Annotated in this window: 20 protein-coding genes; 13 read left to right on the forward strand and 7 right to left on the reverse strand. The window is 62.8% G+C overall.

The annotated features are described in order from the left end of the window. Nucleotides 1–18: 18 nt before the first annotated feature. The gene (locus LDN82_RS06755) at nucleotides 19–537 is read right to left on the reverse strand and encodes a metallopeptidase family protein (RefSeq protein ID WP_224166835.1); all 519 of its coding nucleotides are present in this window, start codon (nucleotides 535–537) and stop codon (nucleotides 19–21) included. Nucleotides 538–648: 111 nt separating this feature from the next. On the opposite strand from LDN82_RS06755, the gene LDN82_RS06760 reads away from it, so the two are divergent. The 5 genes from LDN82_RS06760 to LDN82_RS06780 all read left to right on the forward strand — a co-directional run bounded on the left by LDN82_RS06760 (nucleotide 649) and on the right by LDN82_RS06780 (nucleotide 5,388). Then, on the forward strand, nucleotides 649–1,056 hold the full coding sequence (locus LDN82_RS06760; protein ID WP_224091641.1) for a DUF3499 domain-containing protein: 408 nt from the start codon (nucleotides 649–651) through the stop codon (nucleotides 1,054–1,056). Between the two features lie 179 nt (nucleotides 1,057–1,235). Then, nucleotides 1,236–1,454: a hypothetical protein gene (locus tag LDN82_RS06765; protein WP_224166836.1), complete on the forward strand. Its 219-nt coding sequence runs from the start codon at nucleotides 1,236–1,238 to the stop codon at nucleotides 1,452–1,454. A gap of 55 nt (nucleotides 1,455–1,509) precedes the next feature. Next, nucleotides 1,510–2,988: an adenosylhomocysteinase gene (ahcY, locus tag LDN82_RS06770; protein ID WP_224166837.1), complete on the forward strand. Its 1,479-nt coding sequence runs from the start codon at nucleotides 1,510–1,512 to the stop codon at nucleotides 2,986–2,988. Nucleotides 2,989–3,134: 146 nt separating this feature from the next. After that, the gene (locus LDN82_RS06775) at nucleotides 3,135–4,355 is read left to right on the forward strand and encodes an Ig-like domain-containing protein (RefSeq protein ID WP_224166838.1); all 1,221 of its coding nucleotides are present in this window, start codon (nucleotides 3,135–3,137) and stop codon (nucleotides 4,353–4,355) included. Nucleotides 4,356–4,563: 208 nt separating this feature from the next. Then, entirely contained in the window at nucleotides 4,564–5,388 is an 825-nt protein-coding gene (locus tag LDN82_RS06780; RefSeq protein WP_224166839.1) for a pentapeptide repeat-containing protein, read from the forward strand. Between the two features lie 29 nt (nucleotides 5,389–5,417). On the opposite strand, the gene LDN82_RS06785 is transcribed toward LDN82_RS06780, so the two are convergent. Further along, nucleotides 5,418–6,221 (reverse strand): RDD family protein, encoded by an 804-nt coding sequence (locus LDN82_RS06785; protein WP_224091645.1) that lies wholly within the window; start codon nucleotides 6,219–6,221, stop codon nucleotides 5,418–5,420. A 129-nt stretch (nucleotides 6,222–6,350) separates the two neighbouring features. Between LDN82_RS06785 and LDN82_RS06790 the strand changes: the two genes are divergently transcribed. Both LDN82_RS06790 and LDN82_RS06795 read left to right on the forward strand, forming a co-directional pair. After that, a complete protein-coding gene (locus LDN82_RS06790) occupies nucleotides 6,351–7,346 on the forward strand; it encodes a stage II sporulation protein M (RefSeq protein ID WP_224166840.1) in 996 nt (331 codons plus the stop codon). 154 nt (nucleotides 7,347–7,500) lie between these two features. Beyond that, nucleotides 7,501–8,613, forward strand: coding sequence for a TIGR01906 family membrane protein (locus LDN82_RS06795; RefSeq protein ID WP_224166841.1), 1,113 nt, complete (start codon nucleotides 7,501–7,503; stop codon nucleotides 8,611–8,613). 12 nt (nucleotides 8,614–8,625) lie between these two features. Here the strand turns inward: LDN82_RS06795 and LDN82_RS06800 are convergent, their stop codons facing one another. Continuing rightward, nucleotides 8,626–10,458: an AMP-dependent synthetase/ligase gene (locus tag LDN82_RS06800; protein WP_224166842.1), complete on the reverse strand. Its 1,833-nt coding sequence runs from the start codon at nucleotides 10,456–10,458 to the stop codon at nucleotides 8,626–8,628. Between the two features lie 10 nt (nucleotides 10,459–10,468). Beyond that, nucleotides 10,469–12,298: a phospholipid carrier-dependent glycosyltransferase gene (locus LDN82_RS06805; RefSeq protein WP_224166843.1), complete on the reverse strand. Its 1,830-nt coding sequence runs from the start codon at nucleotides 12,296–12,298 to the stop codon at nucleotides 10,469–10,471. 214 nt (nucleotides 12,299–12,512) lie between these two features. Between LDN82_RS06805 and rsmI the strand changes: the two genes are divergently transcribed. After that, nucleotides 12,513–13,334: a 16S rRNA (cytidine(1402)-2'-O)-methyltransferase gene (gene rsmI / locus LDN82_RS06810; RefSeq protein ID WP_224167485.1), complete on the forward strand. Its 822-nt coding sequence runs from the start codon at nucleotides 12,513–12,515 to the stop codon at nucleotides 13,332–13,334. A gap of 160 nt (nucleotides 13,335–13,494) precedes the next feature. Next, complete coding sequence (locus LDN82_RS06815; RefSeq protein WP_223936356.1) at nucleotides 13,495–14,976, forward strand: NAD-dependent succinate-semialdehyde dehydrogenase; 1,482 nt, start codon at nucleotides 13,495–13,497, stop codon at nucleotides 14,974–14,976. A 155-nt stretch (nucleotides 14,977–15,131) separates the two neighbouring features. Here the strand turns inward: LDN82_RS06815 and LDN82_RS06820 are convergent, their stop codons facing one another. The 3 genes from LDN82_RS06820 to LDN82_RS06830 are packed head-to-tail and all read right to left on the reverse strand — an operon-like array spanning nucleotide 15,132 to nucleotide 20,284. After that, nucleotides 15,132–17,636 carry a DUF3488 and transglutaminase-like domain-containing protein gene (locus tag LDN82_RS06820; protein WP_224166844.1) on the reverse strand — a complete coding sequence of 835 codons (2,505 nt, stop codon included), beginning with the start codon at nucleotides 17,634–17,636 and terminating at the stop codon, nucleotides 15,132–15,134. Then, a complete protein-coding gene (locus LDN82_RS06825; protein ID WP_224166845.1) occupies nucleotides 17,633–19,183 on the reverse strand; it encodes a DUF58 domain-containing protein in 1,551 nt (516 codons plus the stop codon). The genes LDN82_RS06820 and LDN82_RS06825 overlap by 4 nt, the downstream gene beginning before the upstream one ends. A 12-nt stretch (nucleotides 19,184–19,195) precedes the next feature. Next, a complete protein-coding gene (locus LDN82_RS06830; protein ID WP_224166846.1) occupies nucleotides 19,196–20,284 on the reverse strand; it encodes a MoxR family ATPase in 1,089 nt (362 codons plus the stop codon). A gap of 158 nt (nucleotides 20,285–20,442) precedes the next feature. Here LDN82_RS06830 and LDN82_RS06835 point away from each other — a divergent pair, with 158 nt between their 5' ends. The 4 genes from LDN82_RS06835 to LDN82_RS06850 all read left to right on the forward strand — a co-directional run bounded on the left by LDN82_RS06835 (nucleotide 20,443) and on the right by LDN82_RS06850 (nucleotide 24,673). After that, nucleotides 20,443–21,339: a TatD family hydrolase gene (locus tag LDN82_RS06835; RefSeq protein ID WP_224166847.1), complete on the forward strand. Its 897-nt coding sequence runs from the start codon at nucleotides 20,443–20,445 to the stop codon at nucleotides 21,337–21,339. A gap of 294 nt (nucleotides 21,340–21,633) precedes the next feature. Beyond that, nucleotides 21,634–22,776 (forward strand): resuscitation-promoting factor, encoded by a 1,143-nt coding sequence (locus tag LDN82_RS06840; protein WP_224166848.1) that lies wholly within the window; start codon nucleotides 21,634–21,636, stop codon nucleotides 22,774–22,776. 26 nt (nucleotides 22,777–22,802) lie between these two features. Further along, nucleotides 22,803–23,684 (forward strand): 16S rRNA (adenine(1518)-N(6)/adenine(1519)-N(6))-dimethyltransferase RsmA, encoded by an 882-nt coding sequence (gene rsmA / locus LDN82_RS06845; RefSeq protein WP_224166849.1) that lies wholly within the window; start codon nucleotides 22,803–22,805, stop codon nucleotides 23,682–23,684. Next, on the forward strand, nucleotides 23,681–24,673 hold the full coding sequence (locus LDN82_RS06850; protein WP_224091703.1) for a 4-(cytidine 5'-diphospho)-2-C-methyl-D-erythritol kinase: 993 nt from the start codon (nucleotides 23,681–23,683) through the stop codon (nucleotides 24,671–24,673). The genes rsmA and LDN82_RS06850 overlap by 4 nt, the downstream gene beginning before the upstream one ends. The last annotated feature ends 36 nt before the right edge of the window (nucleotides 24,674–24,709 follow it).

The raw sequence follows: 24,709 nt of genomic DNA on the forward strand, positions 1-24,709 counted from the left end.
GGTTGGGACCCGCGGGCGCTACTGGTAGCGACGCCGGTACACCGGATCCAGCGTCTCCGGCGGTACCCCGAGCATTTCCGCGGTGTACTCCACCACGACGTCGTGAACGAGGTCCTGGAGCTCTTCCCGTGTTCCGGCTGTCTGTTCGACGACACGGCGGTACACAGCGATCATGGGTGCTTCGCCGCGGCTGCCCGGAGTGTAGGAGCCCATCGGGGCTGCCGTACCTTCGGCGACCAATTGCTCCAGATTCGGCGGGATTTCGTCGACGGCGAAGAGCACGCCATCCAACTGCTTGCCCCACATATCCTGGAGGCGTTCGGCTGAGTCCAGCACCATGTCATCGAAACGTTCGGCGCGGGTCCGGAAGCCGGGAAGACTTGGGAGCATGAGTTCCCCACGCAGTCCTCTGCCGTGACGGTTTCTCCGGCGCCGCCGGAAACCGCGGACATCCGTGCCGGTGTGTTCCTTTGCCTGATCGCCTTCGGCGTCAGTCCACCGGATTGTGAAGCCAGGAACATGTGGCTGTGACTGCATATATCGACTTTAGTCCCGAGGAACCGCCAACGCGACATCATGGCGAACACCGCGCCGTGACCGGCGCTGACTGCACCTTCCGGGTGGGCACGGCCAGCCAATGCGCAGGTTATGGGCCAAGGGGCGCTAATCTGGGATGTTGTGGGTGCTATTCGTCAGTGTTCAAGGTCCGCCTGCCGCCAATCCGCGGTGGCTACTTTGACGTACGTGTATGCCGAGTCCACAGCGGTCCTCGGCCCGCTGGCCATGTACGCCGAACCGCATGCGTACGATCTTTGCGCCCAGCATGCGGAATCCCTGACGGTCCCGCGGGGCTGGGAAGTGCTGCGCCTGGCTATGCCAACGACACCTCCGGAGCCTGGCCCCGATGATTTGCTGGCTCTTGCCAACGCGGTGCGGGAAGCAGCTTCAGCGGCAACGGACACCCCGCCGCGTTCCAGTCGGCCGCATGTGGAGCCTCCCGCCATGGTTGAAGGTGCGCGCCGCGGCCACTTGCGGATACTGCGCGAACCGTCCTAGGTCCGGCCTGGCCCTGCCGTACGACCACCCCGGACACGCACGGCCACCCCGGACACGTACGGCAACCCCGGACTCAAATCTTCGTCGGCTCCTTGGTGGATGGTCCTGCGCTGTAGGCTGGAATCTGCAGATAAATCCGCCAGCGGCGCCATGCCCGCGCCATCCAGGGAGCATCATTCATGCCAAAGGTCAGTCCTGAACTGTTGTCCATCCTGCGCTGCCCAGTGACGGGTTCATCGCTGGTCCAGGAGGGGGAGGACCTTGTGTCAACGGCTACCGCCGAGAACGGTGAAAAGGTCCGTTACGCGATTGAGGACGGCATTCCCCTGCTTCTGCCGCCGGAACTGCTGGCTGCTTCCAACGCCGCAAGCTCCAGCCAGCACAACGCCAAGGGCTGAGTACTTCCAGAACAGCAATCCCGCACGGTACGCCTAAACATCCATAAGGACTTCCATGACTTTCGACTACAAAGTGGCTGACATTTCACTTGCCGAGGCAGGCCGCCACCAGATCCGTCTCGCTGAGCACGAAATGCCGGGCCTCATGTCACTTCGTGCTGAGTTCGGCCCCTCGCAGCCGCTCAAGGGCGCCCGCATCGCCGGTTCGCTGCACATGACGGTCCAGACAGCCGTCCTCATCGAAACCCTCACCGCCCTGGGCGCCGAAGTTCGTTGGGCCTCGTGCAACATTTTCTCCACCCAGGACGAAGCCGCCGCCGCCGTCGTCGTCGGTAAGGGCACGCCGGAAGATCCGCAGGGTGTTCCCGTGTTCGCGTGGAAGGGCGAGACCCTCGAGGAATACTGGTGGACTGCAGAGCAGATCCTTACCTGGCCCGGAGCGGACGCCGACCCGGAGCTGGGTCCCAACATGATCCTGGACGACGGCGGCGACGCCACCCTGCTGCTGCACAAGGGCGTCGATTTCGAGGCTGCAGGCGCCGTTCCCGCAGCCACCGAGGAAGATCCTGAAGAGTACGTCCTCATTCTGGACCTCCTTCGCCGGACCCTGGCCGCGGACCCGCAGAAGTGGACACGCGTGGCCGCCCGGATCCAGGGTGTCACGGAAGAAACCACCACGGGCGTGCACCGTCTGTACCAACTCGCCGAACAGGGCAAGCTGCTGTTCCCGGCCATCAACGTCAACGACTCCGTCACCAAGAGCAAGTTCGACAACAAATACGGCATCCGCCACTCGCTGCCGGACGGCATCAACCGTGCAACGGACGTCCTCATGGGCGGCAAGGTTGCCGTGGTTTGTGGCTACGGCGACGTCGGCAAGGGTGCGGCAGAAGCACTACGCGGCCAGGGTTCGCGCGTTGTAGTTACCGAGATAGACCCCATTTGTGCCCTGCAAGCCGCCATGGACGGCTACCAAGTGGCCAGGCTGGAATCTGTCCTTGCCCAGGGTGACATATTCATCACCACCACCGGCAACAAGGACGTCATCATGGCCGAGCACATGCTGGGCATGAAGAACAAGGCGATCGTGGGCAACATCGGCCACTTCGACAACGAGATCGACATCGCAGGTCTTGCCAAGGTTCCCGGCGTCAAGAAGGTGGAGATCAAACCCCAGGTTCACGAGTGGGTCTTCGATGCCGGCTCCGACTCCGAACGGTCGATCATCGTGCTGTCTGAAGGCAGGCTCCTGAACCTGGGCAACGCAACGGGCCACCCGTCCTTCGTGATGAGCAATTCATTCACAAACCAGACGATCGCGCAGATTGAACTCTGGACCAAGAAGGACCAGCCGGCCGGGGAACGCGAATACGAGAAGCAGGTTTACGTCCTGCCCAAGATCCTGGACGAAAAGGTAGCCCGCCTGCACCTGGATGCGCTTGGCGTGGAGTTGACGGAACTGAGCAAGGATCAGGCGGATTACCTGGACCTGGATGTTGCAGGCCCATACAAGCCGGAGCACTACCGCTACTAGGCCAAGTTCAGTTTTGCGGTGCCAGTAACCTCCAAGCAGTAGCCCCAAGCCGCAGTGAAAGGCCGGACACGTGACCAGCGTGGCCGGCCTTTCGGCTAGAATTGGGTGTTCAGTATTGCTTGCCGGGGGACAGGAAGACGGGAACCATGACGGAAGTCGCCAAACGGAAAACGGGCAAGATCCTTGCCATTGCAGGGGTCTTTGCGGCCATCGTCGTGGGCGGTATTGGCGTTGCCACTGTTCCTGGATTGCTGTCCGGTTCCACCCCCAACGGCGTGGCCACAACCCAGTCCACTCCGACGCCGGAGGCCAAACCCGTCGAACTGGGCATCACACCGCTGGATGGCGCTGTGGAGTGGAATCCAGTGGTTGGCCCGCAGATCAAGGCCGTCAACGGCAAGGTCAAGGATGTTGTGCTGGCGCCGGTTGAAGGCGGTACACCTGTGCAGGGGAAGACCAGCGCGGATGGCAGCACATGGACAACCCTTGAGGTCCTGAAGTTCAAGACCCAGTACAGCTATTCCTTCACCATTGTGGACACCGCAGGTAAGGAAACGAAGAAGACGCAGACCTTCACCACGGTTTCTGCCGCCTACGAGGCCGATGCTTCCATTTATCCGCGTAACGGCACAGTTGCCGGCTCGGGCCAGCCGATCGAAATCAACTTCAGTGAACCTGTGGTTGACAAGGCCGCGATGGAAAAGCGCGTTGCCATCACCGTTTCATCGGGCCAGCCAGTGGCGTGGCATTGGTACTCGGACAAGAAGGTCCGCATTCGTCCGGAGGCCTTCTGGGCGTCGGGAACCACGGTCACAGTGGATATGAAGCTCCTGGGCGTCGATTTCGGCAACAAGATGATCGGCAACGGCGATGTCGTTTCCACTTTCACTACGGGACCGCAACGCGTGGCTGTGGTGGATGACAACACCAAGACCATGAACGTGTACTTCGATGGCCAACTGATGCACACCGCACCCGTATCGCTGGGTGGCGAAGACTGGCTATCGCCCACCGGCTATGCCGTGATCCTTGAACAAGAACGCAAATCCAACTTCAACGCTGGAAGCATCGGCCTCAAACCCGGGGACAAGGGCTATTACGCTCCAATGGTGGTGGACTATGCCAACCGCCTCACGTGGTCCGGCGTCTATGTCCACCAAGCCCTGGAGTCCGCTTGGGGCGCCATTGGCCGCGTGAACGTCTCCCACGGCTGCGTTGGCTTGCTGCCCGAGGATGCTGCCTGGTTCTTCAACAACATGAAAACCGGTGATGTGGTGCAGATCCTGAATACTGGTGCGCCGGCTGTGGAACCCTTGGAGGGGTTCGGCGACTGGAACATCCCCTGGGCCAGCTACGCCCAGCGGTAGCCTCCATCTCCAGCCGGGGACAGAATTGCTGTTAATATCGAGGCAGTGATTATTTCTTGCGGTCTTTGATTCTCCTTTCCGGTTCCGGCACCTGGCCGGACCTGTTATTTGTGCTGCCCTCCGTGGTGATTACGAGTCTTCCCTAGGGGAACCCGCGCAGGGTTCCCGGCTCCTTCCACCGGATTCCATTTCATCGCTTGGAGCACTAATGACTATTTCGCCAACCCTTCGCCCGGACTGCAGCAATTGCTTCGCCCTCTGCTGCACCGCCCTTGGCTTTGCCCGCTCAGCCGATTTCGCCATCGATAAACCGGCTGCTTCAGCCTGCCCGAACATGGCCAGCGACTTTTCCTGCACCATCCATCAACGTTTGCGGCCCCGCGGATTCAGCGGATGTACTGTCTTTGACTGCTTCGGCGCAGGCCAAGTGGTTTCCCAACGCACGTTTGGGGGTACGAGCTGGGTCCAGGATCCGGAGTCCAAGGCCTCGATGTTCGCTGTCTTCAAGATCGTCAAGCAACTGCACGAAATGTTGTGGTACTTGGCCGAAGCTGAACAACGCGCTTTCGATCCCGAGCTGGCGGCCACCGCCCGCGGGCTTTCCGCAGATATCGAAACCACATCCCAAGGCGAGGTGTCCGCAGTCCTGGCTGCCGACGTCGGACATTTACACGCCCGGGTGCGCGCCCTTTTGATGGAGGTCAGCGAGGAGGTGCGCGCTTCATATGCGGCTGAGGGCCGTGAAATGCCCGACGGCGGAATCCACCCGGGTGCCGACCTCATGGGTGCCAATTTGGCAAAGCGGCAGCTATGCGGCTCGGACCTCCGCGGGGCCTACCTGATAGGGGCAAACCTGGAGCGTAGTGACTTAACCGCCGTTGACCTCCTCGGCGCCGATCTGCGCGATACCCGTCTCCACGGCGCCAACCTAGCAAGGTCCCTCTACCTCACCCAACCGCAAATCAACGCCGCCCAAGGAAACCGGGAAACGCGCCTGCCTGAAAGACTCGCTACGCCTGCCCATTGGCACTAGGAACATCGGCGAAAGGCTGCGACGTTGTCTCAGCCCTGGGTAAACGGCAGCTTGCGGAGCCTTTCGCCGATGGCGGCGTTGCGCTGTTCCGCCGTGCGGAGGCGGGCAAATTCGCGGTTGCGTCGCTCACCGAGGACTGCCCCTATGTAGTCCTCGGGAATCGTTCCCGCTGGCGGTGGCGGCGCGACGTAGTTGGCCAGCTCGGAGGCCAGCGCTGCGGCCATCCTGGCGCGTGAGGATGGTGCCATGAGGTACGCCTGCTGAACGAAGGTTCCGGCCCGGCGGGCTGTGGCGTCGGGGATCCGGCCTATGTCCGCTAAGGCCACCCATGGTTGGAGGTATGGCGGAGCGCCGGGAAAGATCCTCGGCTCGGAGGGCACGCGCTGCCGCAGGGAGTAAGTGCCGGCTACGACGTCGCCGAGGCGCTTGGACTTGTCGTTGAAGAGCGCCACTCCGATAGCGAGGCCACCGAAAGTCATGTAAATCTCGAGGAACCCGAGCAGCCCACGGATGACCGCGTGCCGAAACCGGATGGAGCCGCCGTCGTCCCTGACCACACGCAGGCCCGCGGCCAGCTTCCCCAAGGAGCGGCCGCGGGTGAGCGTCTCCACACCGACGGGAACGATGACGAAGGAGAAGACGACACAGGCCAGGACCATGGCCCGGACCGCGGCTTCATCGAGATCCCGGGCGGCGGAGAGGACCAGGATGATGAGGAGGATCAGGAGCAGGACGTTGGCAATGACGTCCAGAATGAGCCCCAGCGCGCGGGCGGCGAAGGACGCCGGGCGCAACTCCAGGACCACTGCCTCGCCTGTGATGATTGAACTCAAATCCGCCCCCGGTGGCCAGCAATCGCGGCGGGCGCATCATGTACCCGCATCAACGAGTCTAGCCGCGACCATCAGGGCAGACAGGAATAGGGCAGGCAGGGATAGGGCAGGCAGGGATAGGGTGGTGCCGTGGACATCGATGCCTTTTCGGCCGTGCATGGGGACAAATGGTCGCGGCTGACGTTTTTGGCACATAAGCGGCGGCTCACTGGGTCCGAGGCCGACGAACTATTGCGCCTGTACCAGACCGTCTCCGCACATTTGTCCCTCATCCGCTCGGTGGCTCCCGAGACGGCGCTGTCCTCATCCCTGTCTGCCGCGCTTGCCCAGGCTCGAACCAGGTTCACCGGGGCACGTTCGAACTTCATGGAAGACCTCGCCCGTTTCTTCGTTATCGCCTTGCCGGCGGCGTTCTACAGACTCCGATGGCTAACAGTGTGGTGTGGGATATTCTTCGTGCTGGTGAGTGGGGCGTACGCCCTGTGGATCGGAACGTCGCCCGAGGCGCTGCGGGCCGCGTTTGGCAGCGATGACAGGGTGCGTCAGTACATTGAAGATGACTTCATCGACTACTACTCGGAGAACCCGGCGGCGTCCTTTGCCGGCGCGGTCTGGACTAATAACGCCTGGATTTCAGCCCAAGCCGTTGCGTTCGGAATTACGGGGTTTTGGGTGCCCATGATTCTCTTCCTCAACGCCCAGGGCGTGGGTGCGGCAGCCGGCGTGTTTGCCTCCGCGGGAAAGTTGGATGTCTTCTTCAGCTACATCCTTCCGCATGGGCTCATGGAATTGACCGCGGTGTTCATCGCCTGCGCAGCCGGGCTGAAGATTTTTTGGTCGATGGTCCGGCCCGGACCCCGGACCCGGATGCAGGCCGTGGCGGACGAAGGACGTTCGCTCATCACGGTTGCCCTCGGGTTGGTCCTCGTTCTTCTCATCTCGGGCCTGGTGGAAGCATTCGTGACACCAAGCCCCTTGCCTGTCTGGATGAAGATCGCGATCGGGGCGCTGGTCCTGGTGGCCTATTGGACGTACACCCTGGTTGTGGGTGGACGTTCATTCCGCTCGGGCGCTACCGGCGATCTTGACAGCCATGACGCCGGCTACCGGGGGATTGCTGTCTAGGCGGACACGCCCGCACCTTACAGTTGCGTTTCGATCTTGCCCAACGCGGGGTGGCTCCTCGTCTCCGCCCAAAGCCGGACTGTAGGCTCGAATGCAGACAAGAGTGCCGGCAGCATGGTCAGGCCGGTGGGATGCCTACGGAAGTGAAACCGCTGTGAGTGACAAGAGCCCAAAACCACAAGATCCGGGGACGGACGTCCACGAGGACCCCGACGAGCCGGCCTTTGACTGGATGAAGCCCAAGGCGCCTGGTGGTTCTTCTGCTGCTCCCTCAGGTCCGGTCCCCGTTCAGCCAGAGAGCCGCGCTGACCGGAAGGCCGCCGAGGCTGCGGACGTTGAGCCGGAGCCACCGCTTTTCGCGGAGACGGTGGCAGATGCGCCCGCAAGTCGCCAACCGGCACACTATTCGGAACCGTTGCCGACGTCGGCCCTCCAGGTTCGTCCGCCGGAGGACGAAGTTGCCAGGCGTAATGCGGAACGCGAACAGGCTGCAAAGGTCAAGCCGATCGGCCCCCGCATTTTCCAGGTATTGCTCGCCGTCTTCTTTCCTGTGATCCTCTTGGTGCTGGCTGTCCGCGCAGTGACCAGCCCCCTCTTCCTCTGGGTTGAATACAACCGGCCGGGTTTCCCCGGAGACGGTTACGGGTTCAGCACGGACGATCGCATGACTTACGGCTCCTATGCTGTGGACTACCTGAGCAATTGGTCCGGGCCCAGATATTTGGGTGGCTTGGTAAACCAGGACGGTGCCAAGCTTTTCAAGGACAGCGAAGTCGCGCACATGGCGGACGTGAAGATGGTCATTCTGTCCTCGTTCGGTGCCGGCCTGCTGCTCATTCTTTTGAGCATCATCGCCATTGCCTACTTGCGTAAGCGCAGTACAGGCGGTGTTCGGCGCGGGCTCTTCGCCGGCTCCATCGTCACCTTGGTCATCATCATCGGCCTTGGAGTGCTGGCAGCCCTGAGCTGGCAGCAGTTCTTCACGGAGTTCCACCGGATCTTCTTCGCCAATGGAACCTGGACATTCTCGCTGGAAGACACGCTCATTCGTCTCTTCCCGGGACAGTTCTGGGTGGATGCCGGAATCGTCATTGGAGCGCTCGTGTTCCTGGCCGCAACGATCACCTTCATCCTCACCTGGCCAACGCGTCGTCGTCGTGGTTTGGACGCAAAGTCAGCGGCCGAAGAAGAAGCATCCTCAACGGAGATCGACGACGAAAGCGATACCCCTGGTGTCCGCAAGGACACCGGCGAAACCGTCGCATAAACGAGCGGGGCGCTACTTTTCGTAAAGCTTCTCCACCAACGAGGAGAAGTCCTTAACCACCGCGGCCCGCTTCAGCTTGAGCGACGGCGTCAGGTGCCCGGACTCGACGCTGAGATCCGCAGTGATAAAGCCAAACTTACGGATGGATTCGGCCGAGGACACCAGAGTGTTCGCTTCGTCCACCGCAGACTGAACTGCTGCACGAACGCGCTCGTCCCCGGCGGCTTCACTGGGGGACATGGCGTCGCGCTTGTTCTCGGCGCACCAGTCTTCAAGCCCTTCAGGATCCAGGGCCACCAGTGCTGCGACGAACGGCTTGCCGTCGCCCACCACCACGGCCTGTCCCACAAGCGGGTGCTCCCGCAGTTTCTCTTCGAGGGGACCGGGTGCGACGTTCTTGCCCCCTGCGGTGACCAACAGGTCTTTCTTCCTGCCTGTGATGGTGAGGAACCCGTCCGGGTCAAGCTCGCCAAGGTCTCCTGTGCGGAAGAAGCCGTCGACGAAGGCCTCAGCGGTGGCGGCCTCATTGCGGTGGTAGCCCTTGAACACGCCGATCCCCTTGACCAGCACCTCGCCATCCGGGGCCACCCGGATGGTGGTGCCGGGCAGCGGTATGCCAACGGTCCCTATGCGGGACATGCTTGGCGTGTTGACGGTACAGGGCGCAGTGGTTTCGGTGAGGCCATAGCCTTCAAGGACAGGGATCCCGGCACCGTGGAAGAAATGGTTTTCCCGGAGGCTGAGGGGGCTGGCCCCGGACACGGTGTACCCGATGGCGCCGCCGAAGACCTCCCGCACCTTGGGGTAGAGGAGTTTGTTGAATGCCGAATGCTTGAGGTTAAGGAACCAACCCGGACCGGGCCCCTGCCCGCGGGCGGCGAGCTCTACCGCCGTCGAATATTCGACGGCGGCCGCGGACGCAGCGGCGAACAGCCGGGACTTGCCTGACATTGCCGCTTTGTGTCCGGCGCCGGCGTAGACCTTTTCGAAGATGCGGGGAACTGCGAGCAGGAAGGTCGGTTTGAAGGCGCCCAGGTCCGCCATGAGGCCGCTGGCACCCGGACTGTGCCCCAACGTGACGCCTGCGGTGAGGCAGACCACCTGGACTGCCCTTGCCAGGACATGTGCCAGCGGCAGGAACATCAACGTTCGCGCGCCGTGCTGCATCAACAGTTCGGGGAGGAACGGGATGACGTTCCGGGCAACGAGCACGAAGTTGCCATGCGTGATTTCGCAGCCCTTGGGTTTGCCGGTTGTGCCGGAGGTGTAGACGATCGAGGCTACATCGGACAAGTTGGCGGCGCTGCGCTGGCGCTCAAGCTCGGCATCCATAATGCCAATTCCGACGGCGGCAAGGCTGGTCAGGTTCGGCGCCTCACCGTCGTGCTCCATGCGGATGATCGTCACCGGGTCCTCACCCAAAGCTGTGGACTTCTCAACGAGGGCGTGAAGCAGGTCTGCTTTGGAGGTGTCTTCCACAAAGATGCGCCGGGCACCGGAATCGGCGAGGATCCACTCGATCTGGCTCGCCGAAGACGTTTCATAAATGGGTACGGTAACTCCGCCAGCCATCCAGATGGCGAAGTCCACCAAGGTCCATTCGAAGCTTGAGCGGGAGAGCACAGCTACGGGATCGCCGGGGTTGACGCCCCCTGCAATGAGGCCCTTGGCCAGTGCCTGGACGTCCGCGAGGAAGCGTGCAGCAGGCACGTTGAGCCACCCATTGGCTGTCTTGTGGGCGTAAAGGTTGCCGAACGGGTCCTTGGCGCATCGTTCCAGAAGGAGGTCGGTCACGTTGGTATTCTCGTCGGCCTCGACCAGAAGCTCCGTGCTTGCCTCCCTCACGATCCTCCTCCTAGATCCACGATGGCATCCACATCCTCATCCGCCACTCCTGGTAGCTGATGACTTCGGCGGTCAGTACGGGGTAGAAAAACGCTGTTGCCAGCACGGCCAGCACCACAACCGAGCCCACTATGTAGAGTCCGTATCTCCGCCTCCAAGGAGGATCGGTGGTGCGGCCCAGCACCAACCCCAGGACATACGTCAGGGCCAGCACCAGGAACGGTTCAAAGGAAACTGCGTAGAAGATGAACATCGTGCGTTCGGGATACATGAACCACGGCAGGTATCCAGCCCCGACTCCAACGAGGATGGCCCCGGCGCGCCAATCCCGTCGGCCTGCCCACCAGAAGAGCAGGATCACCAGGGCAATGGTGCCGCCCCACCAGACAACGGGGTTGCCGACGGGCAGGATGGCCGAGGAACACGTCTCGGCAATGCAGCCGGCAGTGCCCTGCTTGGGCGATTGGTAATAGAACGAGGTGGGCCTGCCCATGACCAGCCAGGTCCAGGGGCTGGATTCGTAGGGGTGGTCGGCACTGAGGCCCTGATGGAACTTGTACGCTTCAAGGTGGTAATGCGCCAGGGAACGCACGGAATTGGGCAGCCAATCCCACCCGGGCGCCGGATTGGTGGCCGCCCACTGGCGGTAGTAGGCATCCTTGGAGAGGAACCAGCCGGTCCACGTGGCGACGTATGTGGCCGCCGCGATCGGGACAATGGTCAGGAAAGCCGGAAGTCCATCCTTGATGACCGCTGCACTGGGCCAGCTGCGGATCCCGGCAATGCGGCGGGCGCTCATGTCCCAGAAGACGGTCAACAAGCCGAACGCGGCGACGAAAAACAGCGCAGACCATTTGGTGCCCACAGCCAGTCCGAGGCAAATCCCGGCAACCAGGCGCCACCAACGCATCCCCAACCAGGGGCCGGCCAACAGTTGCTTGGCCGGGGGCCGGCCGTCGGATGAAGCAGCCGCACGGGCGGCCAGCCTGGAAGCAAGGCGACGCCGGCCGTCGTCGCGGTCCAAAAGCAATGCACCAAAGGCGGCAAGGATCCAGAACGCAAGGAAGATGTCCAGCAGGGACGTTCGCGACAACACCAGGTGGTGGCCGTCAACCGCGAGCAGCAAGCCGGCCACTGCGCCAAGCGTGTGGGAACGGAAGAGCTTCAGCGTGATGAGTGAGAGCAGGAAGACCGTGAGAGTCCCGGTCAGGGCGGCACCAAAACGCCAGCCGAACGGATTGTCAGCCCCAAACAACCACATGCCGAAGGCAATCATCCATTTCCCCACCGGAGGATGAACCACGTACTCCGGGGTATTGAGCAGGATCTCGGGATTGCCGGCGTTGAAGGAATCGTTGGCGTTGGCTGGCCAGCTGCGTTCGTATCCGCTGACGAGGTACGAATACGCGTCTTTGACGTAATACGTTTCGTCGAAGACCAGGCTGTGGGGGACCTCAAGACGGAAGAAGCGCAGGATTCCGCCGATGGCGGCGGTAATGGCGGGAATCAACCAGAACCATAAACGCAGCGACGGCGGGTAGTCCCGCCAGCTTTGGATCCCGCCGATCAAACGTGATGTCAGGGCGTCCACCGAGAAGGCCGCAGCAGGTCTGGCGATCCAGCGGTGGCCTTCGAGCCCGCGTCCGGGAGGCAGCTTGCTGTTGCTGCCAGCGGGGTCGTCCTGCCTGGACGGAGGCCGCCATGAGGTAGTTCCCCTGGCCGCTGTTTCCTGGGTCGGCTCTCCGGAGCCGTTGCTTGCCGCCACGTCCGTGGCTCCGGAAGGTAATGCCGACACTGCGGGGGTTCCGGAATCGGTGGTGGGAACGGGGGACTGGCTCACCCGCCCATGCTACCGTTCCATCCTTGCTGCGGCGTTGAAGTGCGCTCTTGCTGCGGCGTTGAGGTGCGCGCGGCATTAGGCTTGGCAGGTGGACGAACAACACAGCACCCCGGACGAAGCCCCCTTTGATGATGCATCGGCGGTTGATGAACCGGACGCGGCCCAGGAACCCGAAGCCGGTGCCGACACGGGCGCAACCACGGCAAGCGGCAGGATTGTGCTTGCTGCCACTCCCATCGGCAACGTGGGCGATGCTTCCTCCCGCTTGATCGAACTCCTGGCGACCTCGGACATCGTCGCAGCCGAGGACACCCGTCGCCTGCATCGTCTGGTCCAGGCCTTGGGCGTGGAGGTGTCCGGGCGCGTCATCAGCTATCACGAACACAACGAGGTAGCCAAGACCGGTGAACTGCTGGAGTATGTGCGGGCCGGCAAAACCATCCTGATGGTCAGCGACGCCGGAATGCCGTCGGTTTCAGACCCTGGCTTCCGTTTAGTGGAGGGAGCCGTTGCCGCAGGCCTGACCGTCACTGCCGTGCCGGGACCTTCCGCCGTGCTGACGGCCCTTGCGCTTTCCGGACTGCCCACAGACCGGTTTTGCTTCGAAGGCTTCCTGCCACGGAAGTCGGGGGAGCGGAATTCCCGCCTGGCGGACTTGGCTGACGAGCGCCGCACCATGGTGTTCTTCGAGGCTCCGCACCGGCTTGAAGTGATGCTTCGGGCACTGCACGAGCGCTTCGGCGCGGAACGCCGGGTGGCTGTTTGCCGTGAATTGACCAAGACCTACGAGGAAGTCATCCGCGGAACACTGCGCGAACTCCTGGAGTGGGCAGAAAACAATGAAGTCCGCGGCGAAATTGCCGTGGTTGTGGGTGGCGCTCCCGAGCAGGCTCCCGGCAAGCCGGAAGACCATGTAGCTGCCGTGAACGAGCTCATCTCCCAGGGAATCCGGTTGAAGGAAGCCGTCGCCGCCGTGGCCGATGACGCCCGTGTCAGCAAGCGGGAGCTGTATTCGGCGGTGCTTGCAGCACGCTGATCATCCCTGTGCAGGTGCACAATTTGGCGGGCGCATGGCAGTGCGTGAAGGCGTAGACACTGCTTCTTGCATGGCAGTACCGTGGCAGTAATTCAAGCCAATTCTGGCAAGGAACCCTAGTGGTGCAACCCTCCAATGCACCCAAGACGAAGGAGTCGCCATGACTGTAACGGTTGAACGCGAAAGCGAACTGCTGGCTTCCGTCCCCACCGGCCTGCTGATCAACGGTCAGTGGCGTCCGGCGGGATCCGGAAAGACTTTTGATGTTGAGGACCCGGCTACGGGCAAGGTCCTGCTCAGCATCTCCGACGCCGGTGCTGAAGACGGTGCCGCGGCCTTGGACGCCGCTGCTGCCGCCCAGGCTGACTGGGCACGCACGGCACCGCGCGAACGCGGTGAGATCCTGCGCCGTGCCTTCGAACTCGTCACCGAGCGCGCCGAAGACTTCGCGCTGCTGATGACCCTCGAAATGGGCAAGCCCCTGGCCGAAGCCCGCGGCGAGGTCACCTATGGCGCCGAATTCCTGCGCTGGTTCTCCGAGGAAGCTGTCCGTGTTTCGGGCCGCTATTCCGCAGCTCCGGACGGCAAGAACCGCCTGCTGGTTCAGAAGAAGCCGGTTGGACCCTGCCTGCTCATCACGCCGTGGAACTTCCCGCTGGCCATGGCCACCCGCAAGGTAGCCCCGGCCGTCGCCGCTGGCTGCACCATGGTGCTCAAGCCCGCCAACCTCACCCCGCTGACAAGCCTGCTCTTCGCGCAGGTGATGCAGGAAGCCGGCCTTCCCGCAGGTGTCCTGAACGTCATCCAGACCTCCACGGCCGGTGCTGTCACCGGACCGCTGATCAAGGATGACCGCCTCCGCAAGATCTCCTTCACCGGCTCCACCCCGGTTGGCCAGGCCCTGATCCGTGAAGCCGCGGACAAGGTCCTGCGCACGTCCATGGAACTTGGCGGCAACGCACCGTTCGTCGTCTTCGAGGATGCTGACCTGGACAAGGCCGTTGAAGGCGCCATCGCCGCCAAGATGCGCAACATGGGCGAGGCCTGCACCGCAGCAAACCGCTTCATCGTGCACGAGTCCATCGCCGACTCCTTCGCCGAGAAGTTCGCCGCGAAGATCGGTTCGCTCACCACAGCCCGCGGTACCGAGCCGGAGTCCAAGGTTGGTCCGCTGATCGACGGCAAGGCCCGCGATGGCGTGCACGCCCTCGTCACCGAAGCCGTAGCAGGAGGTGCCACAGCAGTCACCGGTGGTGCCGCCGTCGACGGTCCCGGCTACTTCTACCAGCCCACTGTGCTGAAGAACGTCGCCGCCGACTCCCGCATTCTCCAGGAAGAAATCTTCGGACCCGTGGCCCCGATCGTCACGTTCTCCACCGAAGACGACGCCATCCGCCTGGCCAACAACACCGAATACGGCCTGGTTGCCTACGTCTTCACGAAGGACCTCAACCGGGGCCTGCGGGTCAGCGAGAAGCTTGAGACCGGCATGCTCGGCCTCAACGCCGGTGTCATCTCCAACGCCGCTGCACCGTTCGGTGGCGTCAAGCAGTCCGGCCTGGGCCGCGAAGGCGGCTCCGAAGGCATCGAAGAGTACCTCTACACCCAGTACGTAGGTATCGCCGACCCGTACGCCGACTAGGTCCTGTACCCCGACTGAGTCCCGTACCCCGACCAGTCCAGGGGTTCCGTCCACCGCTCTCGCAACAAGAACGGTAGAGACAAGCAGAGGGCCCGACCCCGCAGCCATAAGTTCCGGAGTCGGGCCCTTTGCTGTTCCCACGTGGGATCGCGGTCTTAGCGGCGTTGCGGGAGAAGTCCCCTGAGCGCGCGCCATGATCCGGCAATCCCTTGCCCCGTCCGCCGGAACAGGGACCCCACAGCGCGGGAGGGGGCACCGAGTGCGTGGAACCAGCGGCGCATGAGCGACGGCGGCAGCCAGTTGGCACGGAAGCGAACCAGCCAGTTGGCATTGTTCCGTAACGAGTCACGAACAACAGCGATCCTGGCGGCAGCCGGCGAGGCTGCCTCCATCGGGCGACCATAACGTTGCCGTTCGAAGTCCGTGGTGAGTGAAGCGACGGCGCCGTGTGCGGCGTCGTCGAGACCCCCGGCCTCACCCAGAATGGAACTTGAACGGAGCCGGGACGAAAAGTGCCTTGGCGTTTCACTGGGAGTGGACGGTACACCATAGTCAGTGGCGAGGTCCTGCAACTCTGCCCATGCGAGAGCTGCAGAGTCGTGGTAAGCGTCAGGCGATCCACGATCCGCTGGTTCCTTTGGACTGAGCCGGCGGCGTCGCACGACTACCCTGCTCAGCCTCGGCGAGCCAAGGAAAGCAGCGAGCAACAGCACTGCCGCAATCGTGGCAATAACCGTTGGCAGCGGGTCACGTGGCGCAGAGCCGGCAGTTTGCGCGTCGCCTCCCGGCAGCGGAACGGTGGTGGGGGGAGGCGTCACGGCGGTGCCTGGAACGTCCTTCTCGTCAGCATTGGTGCTCAGGCTGCCCGGGACTGAGGACTCGGTGGCATATTCCGGAACAACCCCACGGGATGGAGTCGGCTCAAAGGGCACCCATCCCAGTCCTTCGAAGTAGAGCTCGGGCCACGCGTGCGCGTCACGGGCATCTACCTCATACTCAGGGAACGATCCCTGGCCAACCAAAGCCACGGTCTCGCCCGTCAGCCGCCCGGGTGCGTATCCCACCGCAATGCGGCTGGGGATGCCCTCCACGCGGGCCATCACCGCCATGGCGGAGGAGAAGTGGACGCAATAGCCGCTCTTGACCGCCAGGAAGTCCGCCAGGACCGACAACCCGTTGCCGTCATACCCGTTTTGCACCGGCGCTTGAAGGGAATACGTGAATTCACTGGAACGCAGGTATTTCTGGATCGCCAGCGCCTTGGCGTAGTTGTTGCCTGCCGAAGACGTGACCTGCTCCGCCGTCTGGCGAACAATGCTTGGCAGGTTCCCTGGAACGCGGAGGAAGTCCTCCGAAATGGACTTTGGCTTACCTGTTGCCTGGGACAGGGCCTGCGCACTGATCTTGGGTGCCGCCGAGAAGACCACATAGCGTTGGGCCAGCGTGCTCGTCTCCGTACTCATGATGCTGAGGGTGGCCGGATCCCAGGTCCAACGGCCGTTCAGCCCGTTAACGGACACGGGGGCGAACGGCGCCGGTAAGTACGGGCTGGTGAACAAGCCCGCGTTGATGGACGTCACCGCATTCACGACTTCTCCCTGGATGGAGTAACCCGGCTCTATCCGGTCCACCCCGGCCCGCCGTGTGGCGGAGCGGTCATCAGGTGCCCAGGTTTCGCCGTCGAAGTGGTCAATGGTGACAGACCTCAGGTAAGTGGCTGCGCTGGAACTGGTGGAGTACGTGATGCGTCCTGCCCCCGTGGGACTGCGAAGGCTGTTACCCAGCGTGATCATCGGATTGAGGCCGTTCGAGGTACCCCAGGGGCTCAACCGCGAGCCTTGCGGAAAGGTGCCTGTTTCAAACCCTGGAATGGCCAGCGGAACAACCAATGCCAAACCCAGTGCCAGCGCCCCCGTCACCAGGGAGCGCCTGATCTGGCCGGAACTTCGTGGTGCTCCGGACTGCAGCCTGGCGTCAGGGGCGAACCAATGGCTGCAACCAAGAATGAGCAGATATCCCACCGTGGCCCCAACGAATCCAGCGACACCTACGCTTTGCGGCTTGATGGTTGCAGGAACCACCATGACCGCAAGGAGTCCGATTCCACTGGCCGCCGGCATCGATAGCGGGACGGCCAAAGCATCGATCAGGATCACCAGAAGTCCCAGGCACGCACAGGTGACGAAGACAATCCCCGCGTTGGGGGCCACCGGAGCGCTCTCGGACACAACCGTCTCGGCGGCCCGCTTGATGAGCCGGCCTACCGCGGCAAACGTCCCGGTAGTGGGGATGAAGCCCAAGAAGCTGTCCTGCCGGCAGAACGTGAAACTGAGTATGCCGGCCAATGCTGCCAAGGCACCCAGCGTGGTAACCAAGGGCTGGATCCGGAGGGTCCGCAGGATGGCCAGGGTCAGGGCCACCACTACAACAGTGGTGATCAGCGGCATGAACCAGGCCCAGCCCCTGAACACTCCATTCAGGGATATGGCCGCACCAAGAACGGCCACGGCAACGGAACCAGCCATGATCCACGGGTAGAGGCCGGGAGCCTGCGGCCGTTGTTGAGGTGAAGCGGGGGCGGGCCCGTCTCCGCTGGCACCCTGCTGGGGAACGCCCCGCTGGAATGTTGCAGGGGACCCACGATGGGACGTTGCGGTCATCGCGGCACCGCCGCTCCGCGCCGTACGTCCATTGCCGCGCTCGCAGCAACCAGCAGGCCGCCTTCGTCGAAGCCGGACCAGGCCGCTGTCAGTGGTGTCTTCGAGGTGACGGAAACAGCCTTCCAGCCGCCCTGCCTCAAGGTTTCCAGGACATCGTCCTTGTTTCGAAAGTCCGGGTTCCGGGAGTCATGGTTGCGGGACTCGTTGCTGCTTTGAGGGTCCGTGACTACTATCGCGAAGGCGTTGGCACCATAGCCGGCCGCCTGAGCAAGGGCTTTGGCCTCGGCAAGGGTCAGATTGCCAAGCAAGGCAAGAAGCGGCCCGCGCAAACGATGCGCAGCGAGCTTGTCCATGAGGCGGTCGTCGAAGACCGAATCAACGCTCTCCTGGCCCGGCACCTCCAAGACCCCACTGTGGTTAGGCACGGAACCGGTAGGTTCGGGGGAGCGCCGGGCATGCCCCGGACTATTTTCTCCGACCCTGTGATGTTCAGCCCTGTGGTGGTCAACCCAGTGGTGCTTCGGTCCGCTCAACTCAATGGCGGCCAAACCTTCGGCAATGGCATGAAGGCCGGCAACGCCACTGAACTCTTCCACGCCCGGATCCGGTGCCGACGGCGAGCGAATGAAGGCCGGGCTACCGAAGGCGTCCAGGACGCGCAGCGAGTAGTTCCGTTCGGCCAAGTGCGCGCTGATGGACATTGCCGCTGTCACAACCCACTCAAAATTCGGGCTGGTCACCAGGTCCGAGTCGTCGTCGTGCGAGCTGAAAACCGAGGCACTGCCGGAGGCGAAGGCCGCGAATCGTTGGTCAAGGATGATGGTGGCTTCTGGAGTGGTGACCGATTCCTCCTGGCGGACCATAAGCTGTCCGTGCCGCGCCGTGGCGGGCCAGTGGACGCGCCGCATCGGATCGCCGTGCCGGTATTCGCGCGTCATGATGTCGTCGTCGCTGGGGTTCGCCCTGATCCGGGTGGCCGTTACGCCATCGTTCCCACGCGCCCCGGCGAGTCCCGTTACGGGAAGTTCGACGGCGGCCGGCGTCACGGTGAGGAGGTCGCCGTCGTCGATGGCATGGCGCCGCAACGACAAGCCGAACGGGTCGCTGAACTCGGCAGTAACAGGACCTATGCGGAACTGTCCCCGCTTGCCGGATCGCAGATGATATTCGTAGCGGCTGGTGCCGCCTGTTGCAGACCGGGCCGGGAAACGGAAAGCCGGCGGATCACCGAACCGTGGAGGCAGTTGCTCCTCCATGATCACGTGGCCGGTGGAAAACGTGGATCGGGCGACCGCCAGGCGAACGGTGGTGGCGGTGGACGTTTCCACGGTGGAGGGATTGAATTCCCGGTACACCTGGAACTTGGGTTTCCAGACCCGGACACCAGCCAGTGCAACCAAAGGAAGGATCAACAAAAGGACGGCCAGAGTCAGCAGATCACGTCTGCCCATAATGTAGGCGCAGACCAACGAGGCCACCCCGGCGGCGAGCAATCCCCATCCGCGGCTGGTGAACAAATGCTTGGGGAGCCGATCCACGAGTGCCATGCCCGCTGTCTCCTATGCGCTTTGCTTGTCCCTGCGCCACGCGCCAGGCGGTTCCTGGGCAACCGGGAGGGAAGCGAGGATGCCCCGCAGGACTGTTTGGGGCGTGTCGCCGGAACTCGCAGCCTTGCGGTCCAGGATGATGCGGTGGGCGAGCACCGATTCGGCCACGTCCACGACGTCGTCGGGAAGGACAAAATCGCGTCCATCCAAAGCTGCCGTGGCCTTCGCGGCGCGCAGCAACTGCAGCAAGGACCGCGGGCTGGCACCGAGTCGAAGGCGGGCACTTTCACGCGTGGCACGGCCAATGGCAACGGTGTATTCCTTGATGGCCGTGGACACGTAGACCTGCTGGACGGCTGCAATCATGGCTGCCACATCGGCTGCCGTGACCACTGGGGTTACCTTGATCAGGGGAGAGGCCGCCTGATGCGTTTCCAACATCTCGATCTCGGCATCCCGATCCGGATAGCCCATGGAAATCCTGGCCATGAAGCGGTCGCGCTGGGCTTCGGGCAGCGGATAAGTGCCCTCCATTTCGATGGGATTCTGCGTTGCCACCACCATGAACGGCAATCCCAGCTGGTACGAATGCCCGTCCACCGTCACCTGGTGTTCTTCCATGCACTCCAGGAGCGCGGACTGGGTCTTGGCTGAGGCGCGGTTGATTTCGTCGCCGATCACGATGTTCGCGAACACCGCGCCGGGCCGGAACTCGAACTGCCGCGAAGACTGGTTGTAGATGGACACGCCCGTCACGTCCGATGGCAACAGATCCGGAGTGAACTGGATACGGGACACCGTGCAGTCCACGGTTCGGGCCAATGTCTTCGCCAACAGGGTCTTGCCAACGCCGGGCACATCCTCCAGCAGGAGGTGGCCTTGGGCCAGGAGAACTGTCAGGGCCAGCTTCGCAGCGTCCGCCTTGCCGTCGATGACCTTGCCGATGGATGCCAGGATGCGCTCGCTGGCATCGTGGAAACGTTCGGCGTCCATGACCTGCGGCTTGTGTCCGTTGAGCGCGGCGGCTTCCCGGGGCAGCGCACTGTACGCCTCGCCCTGTAGCCGGGAAGGTTCAACGGTGACTTGTCGCTTGGACTCCATGGATTGCCCTTCAGCCGTGGCCAACGCCGGTGTCGGCCGTCTGTCCGTTCCAGACTACCCAGACTTTGGCCGTCCCTGACATAGTGCTCCGCGAATTTATGTGCCAACTGGAATTTGTCCCGCAGCACGGGGGACCGCGGTCCGATTAAGGTGGGAACATGTGCAATTCCCTCGCCCCCGCTCCCTACCGCGCGTCCTCCGGTGCAACAGAAGCCTCGGATTCCCGCAAAGAGTACCCTCCGGCCCCGGAACCGCTTCCCGTCCCGGTGATGGACAATCACACCCACTTGGACTTTCGGCACGGTTTGATCGAAGTCGGCGTTGCGGACGCCATGGATGCCGCCGAAGCTGTTGGTGTCCAAGGGGCGATCCAGGTTGGCTGCGACCTGGAATCGTCGCGCTTCACGGTACAAGCTGTCCAGGCCGATGCCCGCTTGCTGGGAGCGGTTGCCATCCACCCCAACGACGCACCCATCTACGCGGGGCGGGGGGAGCTGGAATCGGCGCTGGCAGAGATCGAGGAACTGGCTGCCCACCCGCGGATCCGTGCCATCGGCGAAACAGGGTTGGATTTCTTCCGAACCCACGGTGAAGGGCTGGCACATCAGCGGTACTCCTTCCGAAGGCACATCGACATCGCCAAGCGGCTAGGCCTCACTCTGCAGATCCACGACCGCGACGCCCACGATGACGTAGTGCAGGTACTGAAGGAGGAAGGGGCCCCGGAGCGGGTAGTTTTCCACTGCTTCTCCGGTGATGAGGAGCTGGCACGCATTTGCAATGAGAACGGCTGGTACATGTCCTTTGCGGGCACCATGACGTTCAAGAATGCCGGCAACCTGAGGGCAGCGTTGTCTATTGCGGAGCCCAGCCGGATCCTGGTGGAAACAGATTCGCCATTCCTCACGCCACACCCGTACCGTGGGCGGCCAAATGCGAGCTACATGGTGCCGTACACAGTTCGCTCGATGGCGGAAGTGACAGAAGATGACCTTTCGGAACTTTGCGCCAGGCTGGCTGAAAATACGGTAAATGCCTACGGATCGTGGGGCTGACCGGGGGCGTTCGAAGCTCCGTGGGACCGTCGGCGATGAATACCCGGTATGTAGAATTCTTGGTCCGTTTATAACAGATCGGTTACTGTGTACAACAAGTAGCCGGGGTCGGGGAAGGCCTTCGGAAAACTGGTCCGGATTCGTCCGGGCTCTTTAGTTGAATGTATTTGGCGGCGCAGATGCCGGCAGCAGAGGGTGGGACCAGGCTTTTTTGCCTGGCCCCTCAGTTTTGCGGCTGGCATTATTTTTTGCGCTTTTCCCCGTGCCCGGATGGTCTGAGAGTTATGGGCAATCGTGATCAAGTTCTTCACAACGGATGGCAAGTTCAGCTTTCTCAAAGTCGGTGCCCAGTTGCTGGTTGTTGCAGCGCTGGTGGTCGGTGTAGTCGCCTTCGTCGGCAACAACAAGACAATCACCCTGAACGTAGACGGCAAGGTGAGCTCCATTCAGACCTTCGGCGGCACCGTTGACCAAGTGGTCAAGGCAGCCAAGGTCGAGCTGAAGGACGCAGACCGCGTTTCACCGGATCTTGATACCCAAGTGGAAAACGGCTCGGTGGTCAACATCAACCTCGCCAAGGCCGTCTCCATCGAATTGGACGGCGCCCGCAAGACCGTCAACACCAACGCACCGGACGTCGCCGGCCTGGTGAGTGAACTGGGAGTCGCGAGCTCCTCCGAAATCTCCCAGCCGAAGGACGCCTCGCTGGCTGTCACAGGCTCCTTCGTTTCCATCTCCACACCCAAGACGATCAGCCTGGTAGCTGACGGCAAGGACACCAGCACCACCACGACGGCGCCCGACGTCGCCAGCGTCCTGAAGGATGCCGGAGTCACCCTGGGCGCCAGCGATCGCGTCTCCCAGCCCGGAAACGCACCGGTCATCCAGGACATGGTGATCAAGGTCTCCCGCGTGGACACCAGCAAGACCGCTGAAGCTACTGAGGAAGTACCGTTCGATAGCGTCAGCACCGATAGTGCCGAGCTCTACAAAGGCGACGAGAAAGTGACCCAAAAGGGCGTCGCAGGTTCCGTTGTGAAGACCTTCAAGCTGGTATTGGTGGATGGCCGTGAAGCTTCCCGCACCCTTGTATCCAGCAATGTAACCACCCAGCCCGTCACCGAAAAGATCATGGTCGGAACGAAGGCCCGCCCCGTCGCTGCCAAGGCTGCCACTTCCAGTGGTCCCACCGGCGCCCCGAACGAAGCTATGTGGGACAGGATCGCCCAGTGTGAGTCGGGCGGAAACTGGTCCATCAACACCGGCAACGGCTACTACGGCGGGCTGCAGTTCTCCAGCCCCACCTGGTTGGCCAATGGCGGCGGCGCCTACGCCCCCACTGCAAACCTTGCCACCAAAGCACAGCAGATCGAGATCGCCAACCGCCTCTACGCCAGGAACGGCCTCAGCGATTGGGGCTGCGCGCACGCAGCGTGACCCCGCACAGGCGATACGATACCTAGGTGACTGAACCGAATTCCGAACCCGCCGCCGTCGTGCCTTTGATGGGCGCCACCGACATCCGACGGTTAGCCGAGGAAATCGGTGTCCGCCCCACCAAGACGTTGGGCCAGAACTTTGTCATTGACGGTAATACGATCCGCAGGATTGTTTCAGCCGCCAACATCGACGCCGGCGAAACCGTGCTTGAGGTGGGCCCGGGCCTTGGCTCCCTGACGCTGGGGCTGCTGGATGCGGCCAAGACTGTTGTGGCCGTTGAGATTGATCCCGTGCTCGCCAGGAAACTCCCCGAAACTGTTCGTGCATGGCGACCCGAGGCTGAAGACAACTTCCACCTGGTCCTCTCGGACGCCATGAGGGTCACGGAACTGCCCGTGCAACCGACAGCACTGGTGGCCAACCTCCCGTATAACGTGGCCGTCCCCGTGGTGCTTCACATGCTGCAACACTTCCCGAGCCTGCAGCACGGCCTGGTCATGGTCCAGGACGAGGTCGCGGACCGCCTGGCAGCAACTCCAGGCAGCAAGATCTACGGTGTGCCGTCGGTCAAAGCTGCCTGGTACGGGCACATGCGCAAGGCCGGCGTGATCGGCATGAACGTGTTTTGGCCAGCTCCGAAAATCCACTCCGGACTCGTTGCCTTTACGCGCCATGACCCACCCGCCACGCACGCCACCCGGGAACAGGTGTTTGCTGTCATCGACGCCGCTTTTGCCCAGCGTAGAAAGACCCTCCGCGCGGCGTTGGCCGGATGGGCAGGCAGCGCGGCAGAGGCCGAACGGTGCCTGGTCGCCGCAGGCGTTGATCCCACAGCCCGGGGCGAGGTCCTGGACATCTCTGCCTACGTCCGCATCGCCGAAGCCCGCCACCCAGCGGACGCATGAGTCCGAACACCCGCAAACCCAGCAGCCTGCCATACGTAGGCGATCGCTTCCATGCCAGGACGGTCCGGGTCAAAGCGCCGGGGAAGATCAACGTCTCGCTAAGTGTTGGTCCGCTGCGCCCCGACGGCTACCACTCCGTGGCAAGCGTCTACCTGGCCGTTTCCCTGTACGAGGAAGTGGCGGCCACCAGCACCGAGGCTGAAGGGATTACCGTCAGCATCAGCCCCAACAGCACCCTGGACCTGGACGGCGTCGATATTCCCCTGGACGAACGCAACCTGGCCTACAAGGCGGCAGCCATCATGGCTGAGCTATCCGAGAAACCAACCGGCGTCCACCTTGAAATCACCAAGCGTGTGCCTGTCGCCGGAGGTATGGGAGGGGGCTCCGCCGACGCCGCCGCTACCTTGCTCGCATGCGATGCCCTGTGGAACAGCGGCCTTTCCCGCGAGGAACTCGCACACCTGGCAGCCGAGTTGGGCGCAGACGTTCCGTTCTCGCTGCTGGGCGGGACCGCCGTCGGACTCGGTGTCGGCGACAAATTGTCGCCCGCACTGGCAAAGGCACAAATGGACTGGGTGCTGGTATTTGCCGACTACGGGCTCTCCACACCTGACGTGTTCCACACCCTGGACGGACTCCGCGACTCCGAAGGCGTGGAAATTCCGGAGCCCGTTGACGTTGACCCCACCATCCTCCAGGCCCTGCGGCACGGCGATCCCGAGGCGCTCAGCCGGGTGCTGATCAACGATCTCCAGCGGGCATCCATTGCGCTTGCCCCACAGTTGAGGGACACCATCGGGCTAGGCGAAGCCCGGGGCGCATTGGCAGGCATGGTGTCAGGCTCCGGGCCCACCATCGCACTGCTTGCCAGGGACTCGGTGTCCGCCAGCGTCCTCGCTGAAGAGCTGACCCATCGAGGCCACACTGCGGTTGCCGTCCACGGACCCGTGCCCGGCGCCCGGATCATCTCCGATACCCTCCTTTAGTAGCTCCCGCATTCCAGCAGTAGAAAGTAGTACCCA

The organism is Arthrobacter sp. StoSoilA2 (assembly GCF_019977195.1).
In the GTDB taxonomy this organism is placed as follows: Bacteria; Actinomycetota; Actinomycetes; order Actinomycetales; family Micrococcaceae; genus Arthrobacter.

Excerpts from the sequence above, each read along its gene's own strand:
- LDN82_RS06850 (WP_224091703.1), top strand. The coding sequence starts at position 23,681 with ATGAGTCCGAACACCCGCAAACCCAGCAGCCTGCCATACGTAGGCGAT.
- LDN82_RS06830 (WP_224166846.1), bottom strand. The coding sequence starts at position 20,284 with ATGGAGTCCAAGCGACAAGTCACCGTTGAACCTTCCCGGCTACAGGGC.
- LDN82_RS06765 (WP_224166836.1), top strand. The coding sequence starts at position 1,236 with ATGCCAAAGGTCAGTCCTGAACTGTTGTCCATCCTGCGCTGCCCAGTG.
- LDN82_RS06775 (WP_224166838.1), top strand. The coding sequence starts at position 3,135 with ATGACGGAAGTCGCCAAACGGAAAACGGGCAAGATCCTTGCCATTGCA.
- LDN82_RS06780 (WP_224166839.1), top strand. The coding sequence starts at position 4,564 with ATGACTATTTCGCCAACCCTTCGCCCGGACTGCAGCAATTGCTTCGCC.
- LDN82_RS06815 (WP_223936356.1), top strand. The coding sequence starts at position 13,495 with ATGACTGTAACGGTTGAACGCGAAAGCGAACTGCTGGCTTCCGTCCCC.
- LDN82_RS06820 (WP_224166844.1), bottom strand. The coding sequence starts at position 17,636 with ATGACCGCAACGTCCCATCGTGGGTCCCCTGCAACATTCCAGCGGGGC.
- LDN82_RS06760 (WP_224091641.1), top strand. The coding sequence starts at position 649 with ATGGGCCAAGGGGCGCTAATCTGGGATGTTGTGGGTGCTATTCGTCAG.
- LDN82_RS06825 (WP_224166845.1), bottom strand. The coding sequence starts at position 19,183 with ATGGCACTCGTGGATCGGCTCCCCAAGCATTTGTTCACCAGCCGCGGA.
- LDN82_RS06755 (WP_224166835.1), bottom strand. The coding sequence starts at position 537 with ATGCAGTCACAGCCACATGTTCCTGGCTTCACAATCCGGTGGACTGAC.
- ahcY (WP_224166837.1), top strand. The coding sequence starts at position 1,510 with ATGACTTTCGACTACAAAGTGGCTGACATTTCACTTGCCGAGGCAGGC.
- LDN82_RS06835 (WP_224166847.1), top strand. The coding sequence starts at position 20,443 with ATGTGCAATTCCCTCGCCCCCGCTCCCTACCGCGCGTCCTCCGGTGCA.